This window comes from Arthrobacter sp. STN4, assembly GCF_024539665.1.
GTDB lineage: Bacteria > Actinomycetota > Actinomycetes > Actinomycetales > Micrococcaceae > Specibacter.
Map to the genome: position 1 here is coordinate 26669 of NZ_JAKZGX010000019.1, position 12858 is coordinate 39526.

The following is a 12858-nucleotide window of genomic DNA, read 5'->3' on the forward strand; positions in this document are numbered from 1 at the left end:
CGGACTGTGTTGCAGATAGTGGACGGAATTCAGTGAAATCGGGCCGTTTTGGTCCAAGACGTGCAACACAGATGGGAGGCGCGGTTGACCGTGCGCCCCATCACATGGAATATTTATAGAACGATCGGTCGGTAAATTGGCGGCCGGAACCATGGCGGGCGCCCGATGCCGCGCCGCACAGCACGTTCGGAGGGTACTTTCATGGCCACAGAAACACCGCAGGCATTCCTGGTCGACGGCGTACGCACGCCCGTGGGCCGTTATGGCGGCGCCTTGTCCAGCGTCCGTCCGGACGATCTGGCCGCGTTGACGGTCAAGGACCTTGTGGCGCGTACCGGGATTGATCCGGCGGGCGTTGACGAGGTCATTTTTGGCAATGCGAACGGTGCGGGTGAGGAGAACCGGAATGTGGCGCGCATGGCGTGGCTGCTGGCCGGTTTCCCGGACACGGTCCCGGGGATCACGGTCAACCGGCTGTGTGCCTCGGGCATGAGTGCGATCACGATGGCCTCGCACATGGTGAAGGCGGGCGCGGCGGATTTGGTGGTGGCCGGGGGCGTTGAGTCGATGTCCCGGGCGCCGTGGGTGATGGCGAAGCCGGAGAAGGCGTTTGCCAAGCCGGGGGCGGCCTTTGACACCTCGATCGGGTGGCGCTTCAGCAACCCCAGCTTCCTGTCCGGGGAGCTGTCGCGGGAGGGCAAGATGACGTTCTCCATGTCCGAGACCGCCGAGGAAGTGGCCCGCGTGTACGGCACGTCCCGGGAGGATTGTGACGCCTTCGCCGTCCGTTCCCACGAGCGGGCGATCAAGGCGATCGCGGCCGGGCACTTCAGGGACGAGATCGTCCCGGTCACGGTGCACGGGCGCAAGGGCGATACCGTGGTGGACACCGACGAGGGCCCGCGCCCGGGCACCACCGCGGAGGTGCTGGCGGGCCTGCGCCCGGTGGTGAAGGGCGGCAGCGTGGTCACGGCAGGCAACGCGTCCACCCTCAACGACGGGGCGTCGGCGGTCATCGTGGCCTCCGAACGTGCCATCCAAAGGTACGGGCTGGCCCCGCGGGCCCGGATCGTGGACGGTGCCGCTGCCGGCCTGGCCCCGGAAATCATGGGCATGGGCCCGGTTGCCGCGAGCCGGAAGGTCCTGGGGCGCCAGGGTGCAAGCGTCAGCCAGCTGGCCGCGGTCGAGCTGAACGAGGCGTTTGCCTCCCAGTCGCTGGCCTGCATGCGCGAGCTCGGGCTGGATGCCGGGACCGTGAACAACGACGGCGGCGCGATCTCCCTGGGCCACCCGCTGGGGTCCTCGGGTTCGCGCATTGTCATCACGCTGCTGGGCCGGATGGAGCGCGAGGCGTCCGCCGGTTCCCTGGGCCTGGCCACCATGTGCATTGGCGTGGGCCAGGGCGCGGCGATGCTCGTGGAGCGCATCTGATGCCCGGGTCCCTGGCGGACGGCGCCGGCGCCGGCCTCGATCCTTCCTCCTTCACCACGCTGCTGGTCACGCAGGGCGGGGGCCGGGTGGCGGTCCGGCTCAACCGGCCCGAGGTCCGCAATGCCATCGACGCGCAGATGGTGGACGAGCTCCACGCCGTCTGCAGCCATCTTGAGAGGAAGCCCGGGATACTCATCCTGTCCGGGATCCCGGGCGATGAGGCCGCCGGGACGAAGGGCATCTTCGCCTCCGGGGCGGACATTGCCCAGCTGCGCGAACGCCGCCGCGAGGACGCCCTGGCCGGCATCAACTCCGGCCTGTTCGACCGGATCGCGAAACTGCCCATGCCCGTCATCGCGGCCCTGGACGGGTACGCGCTCGGCGGCGGGGCGGAACTGGCCTACGCCGCGGACTTCCGGATCGGCACCCGCGCGCTGCGCATGGGCCAGCCGGAAACGTCCCTGGGCATCATGGCCGCCGCCGGGGCCACCTGGCGGCTGAAGGAGCTCGTCGGCGAGCCCGTTGCGAAGCAGATGCTGCTGGCCGGGCGCATCCTCACCGGCGAGGGCGCCCTGGCCGTGGGGCTGATCACCGAGCTCGTGGAGTCCGCCGGACTGCTGGCTGCCGCGCACGCCCTCGCGGACAAGATCGCCCTGCAGGACCCGCTGGCGGTCCAGGCCACCAAGCGCGTGTTCCACGCCCCCCGCGAGGCCCATCCCGGCCTTGACAACCGCGAGCAGGCCGAACTCTTTGAATCCCCCGCGAAGTTTGAACGCATGCAGGCGTTCCTGGACAAGAGGAAGAAATGACCACCACACCCCAGAAGAGTCCCTCTGCCGACGCTCCCGCGCAACCGGGGGCCTTTTCGCCAACGCTCCCGCAATCCGTGGGCGTGTTGGGCGGGGGGCGGATGGGTGCGGGCATCGCGCACGCCTTCCTCACCCAGGGCTGCGATGTCCTCGTCGTTGAACGCGACGACGACGCCGCCGCCGGCGCCCGCACCCGTGTGGAAAGCGCCGTCGCCAAGTCCATCGACCGCGGCCTGGCCGGCACGGCAGGGGACTACCTGGCCCGGCTGGAAGTGTCCACGGACTACGCCGGTTTTGCCGGCCGCGAACTCGTCGTGGAGGCCGTGCCGGAAATCTGGGAGCTGAAGGTTTCCTCCCTGCAGTCCGTGGAGAAGCACCTGGCCGCGGACGCCGTGCTGGCCTCCAACACCTCCTCGCTGTCCATGTCCGGGCTCGGCGCCGAGCTCCAACGCCCGGAAAACTTCATCGGCCTGCACTTCTTCAACCCCGTCCCGGCCTCCACCCTCATCGAGGTCGTCATCGCCAAGCAGACCGCCCCCGCCCTCGTGGCCGCGGCAAAAGGGTGGGTCGAAGCGCTGGGCAAGACCGCCGTCGTCGTCAACGACGCACCCGGCTTCGCCTCCTCCCGCCTGGGCGTGATGCTCGCACTCGAGGCCATGCGCATGGTGGAGGAAGGCGTGGCCAGCGCCGAGGATATCGACAACGCCATGGTCCTCGGCTACAAACACCCCACCGGACCGCTGCGCACCACGGACATCGTGGGCCTGGACGTGCGCCTGGGCATTGCCGAATACCTGGCCGAAACACTCGGGGAACGCTTCACACCACCGGCGATCCTGCGCGAAAAGGTCGCCCGCGGCGAACTCGGACGCAAAACCGGCAAGGGATTTTTCGACTGGGCCTGACGCCCACACGATCGAGGGAAACGAATGGACATGAAGACCATAATTGAAACCGTCCCGAGCTACATCGAGGATGCGTGGTGGACCCCGGCCGACGGCGCCAGGTCAACTGACGCGCGCGACGCCAGCACCGGCGAGGTGCTTGCGCGGGTGTCGGCCGAGGGGCTGGACCTGGCCGCTGCCGTCCGGCACGGCCGGACCGTGGGACAGGCCTCGCTTGGCAAGCTCACCATCCACGAACGGGCCCTGAAGCTGCGCGAACTGGCCCAGTACCTCAACGGCCGCCGCGAGGAACTGTATGAAGTCTCCGCCCGGACGGGGGCCACCAAGATCGACTCGATGGTGGACATTGACGGCGGGATCGGGGTGCTGTTCACCTTCTCCTCCAAAGGCCGGCGCGAACTGCCCAACGCCAACGTCATTGTGGACGGCCCGGCCGAGCCGCTCTCCAAGGACGGCTCGTTCCTGGGCGGGCACATCTACACACGCATCCCCGGCGTTGCCGTGCAGATCAACGCCTTCAACTTCCCCGTCTGGGGCATGCTGGAGAAGTTTGCGCCCGCCTTCATCGCCGGGGTGCCCACCATCGTCAAGCCGGCCACGCCCAGCGGCTACCTGGCCGAAGCCGCCGTGCGCGCCATCGTGGAATCCGGCATCCTGCCCGCCGGTTCGCTGCAGCTGGTCTCCGGCTCCGCCCGCACCCTGCTCGACGGGCTGGACTACCGGGACATGGTCTCCTTCACCGGCTCCGCCAGCACGGCGAACCTGCTGAAGAACCACCCCAACGTGGCCCGTGGCGGGCTCCGATTCACCGCTGAAACCGACTCGCTCAACGCCGCGATCCTGGGCCCCGACGCCGTCCCCGGCACGCCGGAGTTCGACGCCTTCATCAAGTCGGTCGTTACGGAAATGACGGTCAAGGCGGGGCAAAAGTGCACCTCCATCCGCCGCACCATCGTCCCCAACGAGCTGCGCCAGGCCGTCATCGACGCCATCGGCGCGCGGATCAGCCAGCGGGTGGTGGTGGGGGACCCCCGCGCCGACGGCGTCACCATGGGCGCCCTCGCCTCGCTGGAGCAGCTCGCGGACGTCCGGGCCGCCGTCGAGTCCATGATCGCCGCCGGCGGCGAGCTGGCCTATGGCAGCCTTGACGCGCCGGCCGTGACGCGCGCCGACGGGACCGTGGCCGCCGTAGCCGATGGCGCGTTCATGTCCCCGGTGCTGCTGAACTGGGCCGACGCCGAGGCTCCCGAAGTCCACGGGCTGGAGGCGTTCGGCCCGGTCACCAGCGTGATTGGCTATGACACGCACGACGGCGGCGATGTGTCCGAGGCTGTCCGGCTCGCCGCGCTCGGCGCCGGGTCCCTCGTGGCCACCGTGTGCACCAACGATCCCGAGGTGGCCCGTCAGCTGGTGACCGGCATCGCCGCCCACCACGGCCGCGTCCTGGTGCTTAACCGGGAGGACGCGCGCACCTCCACCGGCCACGGCTCGCCGGTGCCGCACCTGGTCCACGGCGGGCCCGGCCGTGCCGGCGGCGGCGAGGAGCTGGGCGGGATCCGCTCCGTCAAGCACCACATGCAGCGTACGGCCATCCAGGGCTCGCCCAACATGCTCACTGCCGTGACCGGCGTGTGGCACACAGGGGCGGACCGGGTCATAGTAGGCTCGGCTGAGTTTGGCGGCGTGGCAGGGGCGGTGCACCCCTTCCGGAAGTCGCTTGCCGAGCTGCACATTGGCGACGCGTTTGCCTCCGGGCTGCGGCAGGTCACGCTGGAGGACATCACGGCGTTTGCCAACTCCACCGGGGACACCTTCTACGCCCACACGAACGCCGCTGCCGCTGAAAAGAACCCGTTCTTCCCGGGCATTGTGGCGCACGGCTACCTGCTGGTCGCCTGGGCTGCCGGGCTGTTCGTGGAGCCCGCCCCGGGCCCCGTGCTGGCCAACTACGGGCTGGAAAACCTGCGCTTCATCACCCCGGTGGCGGCGGGGGACTCCATCCGCGTGACCCTGACGGCCAAGAAGATCACCCCGCGCGTCACCGACGAGTACGGCGAGGTGTGCTGGGACGCGATCCTGCACAACCAGAACGGCGAGACCGTGGCCACCTACGACGTGCTGACCCTCGTGGAGAAGGAAGACACCCTCTACAAATAACCCCGCAGTGACAAGTAGCTCGCAGTAGTTGCAAGAATGGGCCCCGCGAAAGCGGTTGCCATCGCAACTACTGCGACCTACTTGGGGTGGGGGAGCCTACACTTCCCTCACCTGCACCAGGTTGTCGTAGAAGCTCACGTAGCCGGCGATTTCCGCGGCGGGCGCCAGCGGTTCCTGGTAGCTCCAGGCCACGTCCTCACCGGACCCGCCGGCCAGGCGCCAGTAGCCCGCCGCGCCCTTGTAGGGGCACAGCGTCACTGAATCCGTGGCAATCAGCTGGTCCCAGTTGACGTCCGCGGGCGGCAGGTAGACCCGCTCCGCCAGGCCCGTTTCAAACACCATGACCGGCGCCGCGGATTCAGCCAGCACCAGCCCGGCGTTGCTGACCATGACGTGCCGGGCGCTGTGGCGGATGTCCACCCGGTGGAAGGGGTCGCGCGGGTGGGACTGGACGGCGTCGTCCTCCTCCAGCCAGCTGAAGGCATTCGGGTCGAACGCCACGTAGCCGGCCAGGTCCGGGTCCCCGAGCTCAAACGCCGCCCCTGCCGCGCTCTGCCCTCCGGCGGAGACGTCCAGCGCCTTGCCGGGCGTGCTGTGCCGGGCAAAGGGGATGCCGGGGTGCAGCACCGCGGGCGCTTCGTGGCTGTGCGCCGGGGGAGCGGCAGGGCTCAGGACGCCCACGACGTCGTTGGCCGGCACCGCGTAGCACGGCACCACCCGCCGGGGTTCCCAAAGCACCACGGCGCTGCGGGAATCGAGCACGGGCCGGTCCCCGAGCAGGGCGCGGATGCGCTTGGTGGTGGGTTCGTAGCGGAGTTCGCCCGAGAGCGCCCGCAGGGAGTCGGAAATTTTGGTGGCCATGCCTAAATCGTGCGCCTGCCGCGGGGCGCAGTCAACGCACGGGCGTTACTTGTGCAGGCCCTGGAAGGACATGGTGATGACGTCGTCGGCCAGCCTGGCGGCGGAGAGCGCCCCGCCGGGCTTGTACCACTCCACGATGGAGTTGATGGTGCCAAAGAGCAGGCGGGTGATGGTGCCGGGGGCGATGTCGGTGCGCAGCGAGCCCTCCTGCTGGGCCGCCGAGACCAGCCCGGTGATGGTGCGGTCGAACACGCGGCGCCGGGCCAGGGCCTCGCGCTCCATCTCCGTGTTCCCGCGCAGGCGCAACAGCAGCGTGACAAACGGCAGCCTCGCCACCAGCACCCCGATCGTCCCCCGGAGCACAAACTCAAGGCGGGCGTCGGGCGCGCCGGTCGTGGCGCCGTCGAGCGTCAGGACGCCCTCCAGGCCGCCCAGGGCCTCCTCCAGCGCCAGCCGGAGCAGGTCCTCCTTGGACGGGACATGGTGGTAGATGGCGGATTTGGAGATGCCCAGGTGCTCGGCCAGGATGCCCATTGACGTGGCCTCGTAGCCGTGTTTGTTGAAGACGTCCACGGCAACCCGCAGCACCGACTGCTGGTCGTAGCCGGGCCGCCCCCGCTTGGACGAGGCGGCTTGGGTGGCGGGGGCGGTATGGGGCATGGTTCCTAGTTTCTCACGGTCCTGCGGCCCTCCCGGCGCACAGGCATGTGCCGGGAGGGGCCGCAGGACCTCGGCGGTCAGGGCTTGGGGCGGTTGTCGAAGATGCGGCGCAGCTTGCCGTTGGAGCGTTCCAGCGATCCGGGCTCGACGACGTCGATGGTGCACGAGGACCCCACGTGGATCTTGATCTGCGACTTCAGCGCCAGCGCGGCGGCTGCGCGGTCCTCGGGCGTGGTGTTTTCGCGCGGTTCGATGTGGATGGTCATGGCATCCATGCGGCCGCTGCGGGTCAGTTCCAGCTGGAAGTGCGGGCTGAGCGCGGGGATGCGCAGCGCGATCTCCTCGATCTGCGAGGGGAACATGTTCACCCCGCGCAGGATGATCATGTCATCGCTGCGGCCGGTGATCCGGGCCATCCGGCGCATGGACGGGCGGGCCGTCCCCGGCAGCAGGCTGGAGAGGTCCTTGGTCCGGTAGCGGATGATCGGCAGCGCCTCCTTGGTGAGGGAGGTGAACACCAGCTCGCCCTTGTGCCCGTCGGGCAGCACCGTGGTGTGGTCAAAGGGGTCGATGATCTCCGGGCGGAAGTGGTCCTCCCAGATGTGGTTGCCGTCCTTGGTCTCCACTGATTCACCGGCGACGCCGGGGCCCATGACCTCGGAGAGTCCGTAGATGTCGCAGGCGTCCACCCCGAGTCCCTGTTCCAGTTCCTTGCGCATCTCCTCCGTCCACGGCTCGGCGCCGCACACGGCAAACTTCAGCGAGGTCGCGCGCGGGTCGATGCCGCGGTGGACCATGGCGTCCATGATGGTCAGCAGGTAGGTGGGCGTGCACATGATGGCGTCGGGCTTGAAGTCCTGGATCAGCTGGATCTGCTTTTCCGTCTGTCCGCCGGACATGGGGATGACGGTGGTGCCCAGGGCCTCCGCACCGTAGTGCGCGCCCAGTCCGCCGGTGAACAGGCCGTAGCCGTAGGCCACGTGCACCTTCATGCCGGGCCGGACGCCGGAGGCGCGCATGGAGCGGGCCACGAGCGAGGCCCACACGTCGAGGTCGTTCTGGGTGTAGCCCACCACGGTGGGCCGGCCAGTGGTGCCGGAGCTGGCGTGGATGCGCACCACCTCGTTCTGCGGCACGGCGAACATGCCGAAGGGGTACTCCTGGCGCAGGTCCTCCTTCGTGGTGTACGGGAACTGGGCCAGGTCGGAAAGTTCCTTGAGGTCCTGCGGGTGGACGCCGGCTTCGTCGAACTTGCGCTTGTACAGCGGCACGCGGTTGTAGGCGTAGGCAACGGTGTCCTTGAGCCGTGCGAGCTGCAGGGCCTCCAGTTCGTCGCGGCTCATGAGCTCCGCGGCGTCGAGCCGGGAAGGGTCCTTCTGGGTGGTTTCGGTCATCGTGGGCGGACCTTTCAGTTCGTGTTTTTGCTGGGGATGGTCCGGCTGCGTCCGCGGAATTCGGCCACGACGGTGGTGGTGCCGCCGTCCTCGGCCAGGACCTGGACGTCATACAGCCCGCTGCGGCCCTGCTGCTGGCGGCGGTTGGCGACGGCGGTGAGCCGCTGGCCTGCGCGGGTGGGCGCCATGAAGTTGACGTCCGCGCCGGAGGCCACCGTGACAAAGCCGTCGTGGCCGTGGGCGGAGTTGCAGGCCAAGGCGAAGGCGGTGTCGGCGAAGGCGAAAATCATGCCGCCGTGGGTGATGCCGAAGCCGTTCATCATCTCCGGGCGGAGGGTCATCTCAATGGTGGCGTGGCCGTCGTCGAGCCCCAGCACCTCGATGCCCAGCCACTCGGACGCATAGTCATTCAAAAGGATCGGGTGCTGTGCCCCGGCGTCGATGGACGCCATGTGTCGCTCCTCACGTTATCTAACCGAATGTTCATTAGGTAATACCCTGGGGCCCTGTTCTGTCAATCTGCAAAAATTGCGATTGACGAGGTGCCCGTCACATTATATCCTGAACGAACGGTCGGTAAATAATGTCGGCACCACATCGAGGAGTTGCCATGGCACGGAACGTGCAGCCGGCGGGCCAGCCCGCCCCCCAGAACCCCGCTTCCAACGGCACGGCCCAGGCCCCCGCCGTTGTTCTGTCCCCGGAGGACATCGCGGGGCAGGAAAACTTTGATGCGATCATCGCCAAGGATTCCCGCGTGGAGCCCAAGGACTGGATGCCTGAGGCGTACCGCCGTTCACTGGTGCGCCAGATTTCCCAGCACGCGCACTCGGAGATCATCGGCATGCAGCCGGAGGCCAACTGGATCACCCGCGCCCCGAGCCTGAAGCGCAAGTCCATCCTGATGGCGAAGGTCCAGGACGAGGCCGGCCACGGACTGTACCTTTACTCCGCGGCGGAGACGCTGGGCACCACGCGTGACGACATGATGGACGCCCTGGTGGCCGGCAAGGCCCGCTATTCCTCCATCTTCAACTACCCCACCGTGACGTGGGCGGACATGGGCGCCATCGGCTGGATGGTGGACGGCGCCGCTATCTGCAACCAGGTGCCGCTGTGCCGCGCCTCCTACGGCCCCTACGGACGGGCCATGGTGCGCGTGTGCAAGGAGGAGTCCTTCCACCAGCGCCAGGGCTTTGAGATCCTGCTGGAACTGGCCAACGGCACCCCGGAGCAGCGTGAGATGGCGCAGAATGCCGTCAACCGCTGGTACGCGCCGTCCCTGATGATGTTCGGCCCGCCGGACGACAATTCCCCCAACTCCAAGCAGTCCATGGCCTGGAACATCAAGCGCTTCAGCAACGACGAGCTCCGCTCCCGCTTTGTGGGGATGCTCGCCGAGCAGGTGAAGGTCCTGGGCCTGACCCTGCCCGATGAGGAGGTCCGCTTCAACGAGGACACCAAGAAGTGGGAGCACGGCCCGCTGGACTGGGCGGAATTCAAGGAAGTCCTGGCCGGCCGCGGCCCCTGCAACGCCCAGCGCCTGGAGCGCCGCCGCTCCGCCCACGAGGACGGCGCCTGGGTCCGCGAGGCCGCCGCAGCCTACGCGGCCAAGCAGGCCGCCAAGCAGTCCACGAACGCACAGAAAGCAGCAGCCTAGACATGACTGAAGCAACGTCACCCGAAAGCACGACGCCGGACCCCGCCGAAGGCGCGCACCGCTGGCCCCTGTGGGAGGTCTTTGTGCGCTCCAGCCGCGGCCTGAGCCACGTGCATGCCGGCTCCCTGCACGCGCCGGACGCCGCCATGGCGCTGCGCAACGCCCGTGACCTGTACACCCGCCGCAACGAGGGCGTCTCCATCTGGGTGGTCCCCTCCGACGCCATCGCCGCCTCGGACCCGGACTCCAAGGGCTCCTTCTTTGAATCCCCGCAGGGCAAGGACTACCGGCACGCCACCTACTACACGAAGAGCGAAGGAGTGAAGCACCTGTGACACCGGACCCGCACGACGTGGGGGCCCTGGGCGATTCCTCCGCCTCAGCCACCCGCATCACCCCCGGCTTTGCCCTCCGCCCGGAGGACATTGCACTCGCCGCCGAACAGGGCACGGCGAAGCCAAGCGAAGACGTGGCCGAATACGCGCTGCGCCTCGGCGACGACGCCCTTATCCTGGCCCAGCGCCTGGGGCACTGGATTTCCCGTGCCCCCGAGCTGGAGGAGGATGTGGCCCTGGGCAACATCGCCCTGGACCAGCTGGGCCACGCCCGTTCCTTCCTGACGTACGCCGGCGCCGCCTGGGGCAAGAGCGAGGACGATCTCGCCTACTTCCGCCGGGAGGGCGAATTCCGTTCCGCGCACCTCTTCGAACAGCCCAATGGCGACTTTGCCGCCACCATTGCCCGGCAGTTCATCGTGGCGAACTACCAGTTCCCGTTGTACCGCGAACTGGTGAAATCCAGCGATCCGATGCTGTCCGCCATCGCCGCCAAGGCCGTGAAGGAAGTGGACTACCACCTGGACCACAGCACCCAGTGGGTGCTGCGCCTGGCCGGCGGCACGGACGAGTCCCGCCGCCGCATGGAGGCCGGCCTCAACCTCATGTGGCCGTTTGTCGGCGAGCTCTTCGAGGACGACGCGCTCACCGCAAGGATCGGGGACGCCGGCGTCGTGCCGTCCAGCCTGAAGGAAGAATTTGACCGGACCACCGGCGCCATTTTGGCCGAGGCGGAACTGGACGTCCCCGGGCACCCCATGGCCACGGGCGGCGGACGGCGCGGAAACCACTCCGAGCACCTGGGCCTTGTGCTCGCGGAGATGCAGGTGCTGGCCCGCGAATTCCCCGGGGCCAGCTGGTGACCGTCATGCAGACCGGGGAAAGGACTGCCCGGCAGCAGGCCTGGGACATCGCCGCACGTGTATGCGACCCCGAGATCCCCGTGCTCACCATCGCCGACCTGGGCATCCTGCGTAGCGTTGAGGTGTACGACGCCGGGGGGCCGGGCGGGCCCGCCGGCAAGCCCGCCGTCCAGGTCACCATTACGCCCACCTACTCCGGCTGCCCCGCCATGGAGGCCATCCGGGACGACGTCCAGGCGGAATTCGCGAAGGAAGGGTACCCGTCCGCGGAGGTGCTCCTGGTGCTCTCCCCGGCCTGGACCACCGACTGGATGAGTGCCGAAGGGCGCACCAAGCTCGCGGAATTCGGGATCGCCCCGCCCAGCGGGCATTCCCGCGCCGGCGGCCACAGCGGCCCCGTCCGGCTTGCCCTGCAGGTCAAATGCCCGCAGTGCAGCTCGCTCAATACCAAGGAACTTACCCGCTTCGGCTCCACCTCCTGCAAGGCACTGTACGTCTGCCAGGACTGCAAGGAACCGTTCGACTACTTCAAGGTGCTCTAATGACAGTTCCCGCAGACGCCACGGCCCGGCGCCGGGCCTCGTTCCACGCCCTCACCGTCAAGGAGGTCCGCCGGCTCACGGAGGACGCCATTGAGGCCACCTTCGCGGTGCCCGCCAAACTGGCGGGCCACTACGATTACCTGCCCGGCCAATACGTGGCGCTGCGCGTGCAGATGCCCGGGGCCGACGGCGTGGACCGTGAGGTGCGCCGCAGCTACTCCATCTGCGCCGTGCCGGTGCAGTTTGAGGACGGCAGCTCCGAGATCAAGGTTGCCATCAAGCGGGACATCGGCGGTGAATTCTCCACCTGGGCCAACAAGGAACTGGCTGCCGGGGCCGTCATGGACGTCATGAGCCCCATGGGTGCCTTCATCTCCAAGCACGCCGGCGGCACGGGCGTCTCCAACGTCCTCAACAGCATGAACCACCCGGAAGACATGGCGCACGACGCCGGGACCTACGTGGCCATTGCCGCCGGCTCCGGCATCACCCCGGTCATGGCCCTGGCCAAGTCGCTCCTGGCCGGCAACCCCGGCACCCGCTTCGACCTGGTCTACGCCAACAAGGCCACCATGGACGTCATGTTCCTGGAGGAGCTGGCGGACCTGAAGGACCGGTACCCCCGGCGGTTCGCCCTCCACCACGTGCTCTCCCGCGAACAGCGCATCGCACCGCTGATGAGCGGGCGCCTTGACGCGGAAAAGCTCGAGGCGCTGCTGGGCACCGCCATCCACGCCGACGACGTCGACGAGTGGTTCCTCTGCGGTCCCTTCGAGCTGGTGCAGCTGTGCCGCGACGTCCTGGAGGCCCGCGGCGTGGACCGCGACCGGGTCCGCTTCGAGCTGTTCACCACGGGGCGCCCCGACCGCCCCGAAGGACAGGCCGGCCGCCCGGTCCAGGTGGACGAGTCCGAGGAAACCTACAAGATCACCTTCACCCTTGACGGCTTGACCGCCGACATCCTCAGCCCCACCCACGCCCGCGAGTCAATCCTCAACGCCGCCCTGCGCGTGCGCCCCGACGTGCCGTTTGCCTGCGCCGGCGGCGTGTGCGGGACCTGCCGGGCCAAGCTGGTGTGCGGCGAGGTGGACATGGATGAGAACTACGCCCTTGAGCCCGACGAAATCGAGAACGGCTACGTCCTCACCTGCCAATCCCGCCCCACGACCCCCGAGGTCACTGTCGACTACGACGGCTAAACCGCCGGCCGTGCCCGTCGAGGCCCGCAACCCCTGAGGAGA

Annotated in this window: 13 protein-coding genes; 9 read left to right on the plus strand and 4 right to left on the minus strand. The window is 68.4% G+C overall.

Features of this window, described 5'->3' with window-relative positions; genetic code table 11:
* Positions 1-201 precede the first annotated feature (201 nt).
* Genes MMF96_RS13560 through paaZ form a run of 4 tightly spaced genes read left to right on the plus strand, consistent with a single transcriptional unit; the run spans position 202 to position 5302 of the window.
* Complete coding sequence (locus MMF96_RS13560) at positions 202-1431, plus strand: acetyl-CoA C-acyltransferase (protein ID WP_256883839.1); 1230 nt, start codon at positions 202-204, stop codon at positions 1429-1431.
* Positions 1431-2240, plus strand: coding sequence for an enoyl-CoA hydratase/isomerase family protein (locus MMF96_RS13565; RefSeq protein WP_256883840.1), 810 nt, complete (start codon positions 1431-1433; stop codon positions 2238-2240). Before MMF96_RS13560 ends, MMF96_RS13565 begins: the two co-directional genes overlap by 1 nt.
* Positions 2237-3145, plus strand: coding sequence for a 3-hydroxyacyl-CoA dehydrogenase family protein (locus MMF96_RS13570; protein ID WP_256883841.1), 909 nt, complete (start codon positions 2237-2239; stop codon positions 3143-3145). Before MMF96_RS13565 ends, MMF96_RS13570 begins: the two co-directional genes overlap by 4 nt.
* 30 nt (positions 3146-3175) lie before the next feature.
* Complete coding sequence (paaZ, locus tag MMF96_RS13575; RefSeq protein ID WP_375141437.1) at positions 3176-5302, plus strand: phenylacetic acid degradation bifunctional protein PaaZ; 2127 nt, start codon at positions 3176-3178, stop codon at positions 5300-5302.
* Between the two features lie 96 nt (positions 5303-5398).
* Here paaZ and MMF96_RS13580 read toward each other — a convergent pair whose 3' ends face one another.
* From MMF96_RS13580 to paaI, 4 genes are all read right to left on the minus strand, one after another.
* Positions 5399-6163, minus strand: coding sequence for a DUF427 domain-containing protein (locus MMF96_RS13580; RefSeq protein WP_256883843.1), 765 nt, complete (start codon positions 6161-6163; stop codon positions 5399-5401).
* A 45-nt stretch (positions 6164-6208) separates the two neighbouring features.
* Positions 6209-6823, minus strand: a complete 615-nt coding sequence (locus MMF96_RS13585; RefSeq protein WP_176618106.1) for a TetR/AcrR family transcriptional regulator — start codon at positions 6821-6823, stop codon at positions 6209-6211.
* A 77-nt stretch (positions 6824-6900) separates the two neighbouring features.
* A complete protein-coding gene (paaK, locus tag MMF96_RS13590) occupies positions 6901-8217 on the minus strand; it encodes a phenylacetate--CoA ligase PaaK (RefSeq protein ID WP_176618107.1) in 1317 nt (438 codons plus the stop codon).
* Positions 8218-8231: 14 nt separating this feature from the next.
* Positions 8232-8669 (minus strand): hydroxyphenylacetyl-CoA thioesterase PaaI, encoded by a 438-nt coding sequence (paaI, locus tag MMF96_RS13595; protein ID WP_176618108.1) that lies wholly within the window; start codon positions 8667-8669, stop codon positions 8232-8234.
* Between the two features lie 158 nt (positions 8670-8827).
* Here paaI and paaA point away from each other — a divergent pair, with 158 nt between their 5' ends.
* The 5 genes from paaA to paaE are packed head-to-tail and all read left to right on the plus strand — an operon-like array spanning position 8828 to position 12816.
* Positions 8828-9877: a 1,2-phenylacetyl-CoA epoxidase subunit PaaA gene (paaA, locus tag MMF96_RS13600; RefSeq protein ID WP_256883844.1), complete on the plus strand. Its 1050-nt coding sequence runs from the start codon at positions 8828-8830 to the stop codon at positions 9875-9877.
* Positions 9878-9879: 2 nt separating this feature from the next.
* On the plus strand, positions 9880-10212 hold the full coding sequence (gene paaB / locus MMF96_RS13605) for a 1,2-phenylacetyl-CoA epoxidase subunit PaaB (protein ID WP_176618110.1): 333 nt from the start codon (positions 9880-9882) through the stop codon (positions 10210-10212).
* Positions 10209-11075, plus strand: coding sequence for a 1,2-phenylacetyl-CoA epoxidase subunit PaaC (gene paaC / locus MMF96_RS13610; protein ID WP_176618111.1), 867 nt, complete (start codon positions 10209-10211; stop codon positions 11073-11075). The genes paaB and paaC overlap by 4 nt, the downstream gene beginning before the upstream one ends.
* A 5-nt stretch (positions 11076-11080) precedes the next feature.
* Entirely contained in the window at positions 11081-11617 is a 537-nt protein-coding gene (paaD, locus tag MMF96_RS13615) for a 1,2-phenylacetyl-CoA epoxidase subunit PaaD (protein ID WP_176618112.1), read from the plus strand.
* Complete coding sequence (paaE, locus tag MMF96_RS13620; RefSeq protein ID WP_176618113.1) at positions 11617-12816, plus strand: 1,2-phenylacetyl-CoA epoxidase subunit PaaE; 1200 nt, start codon at positions 11617-11619, stop codon at positions 12814-12816. Before paaD ends, paaE begins: the two co-directional genes overlap by 1 nt.
* Positions 12817-12858 lie beyond the last annotated feature (42 nt).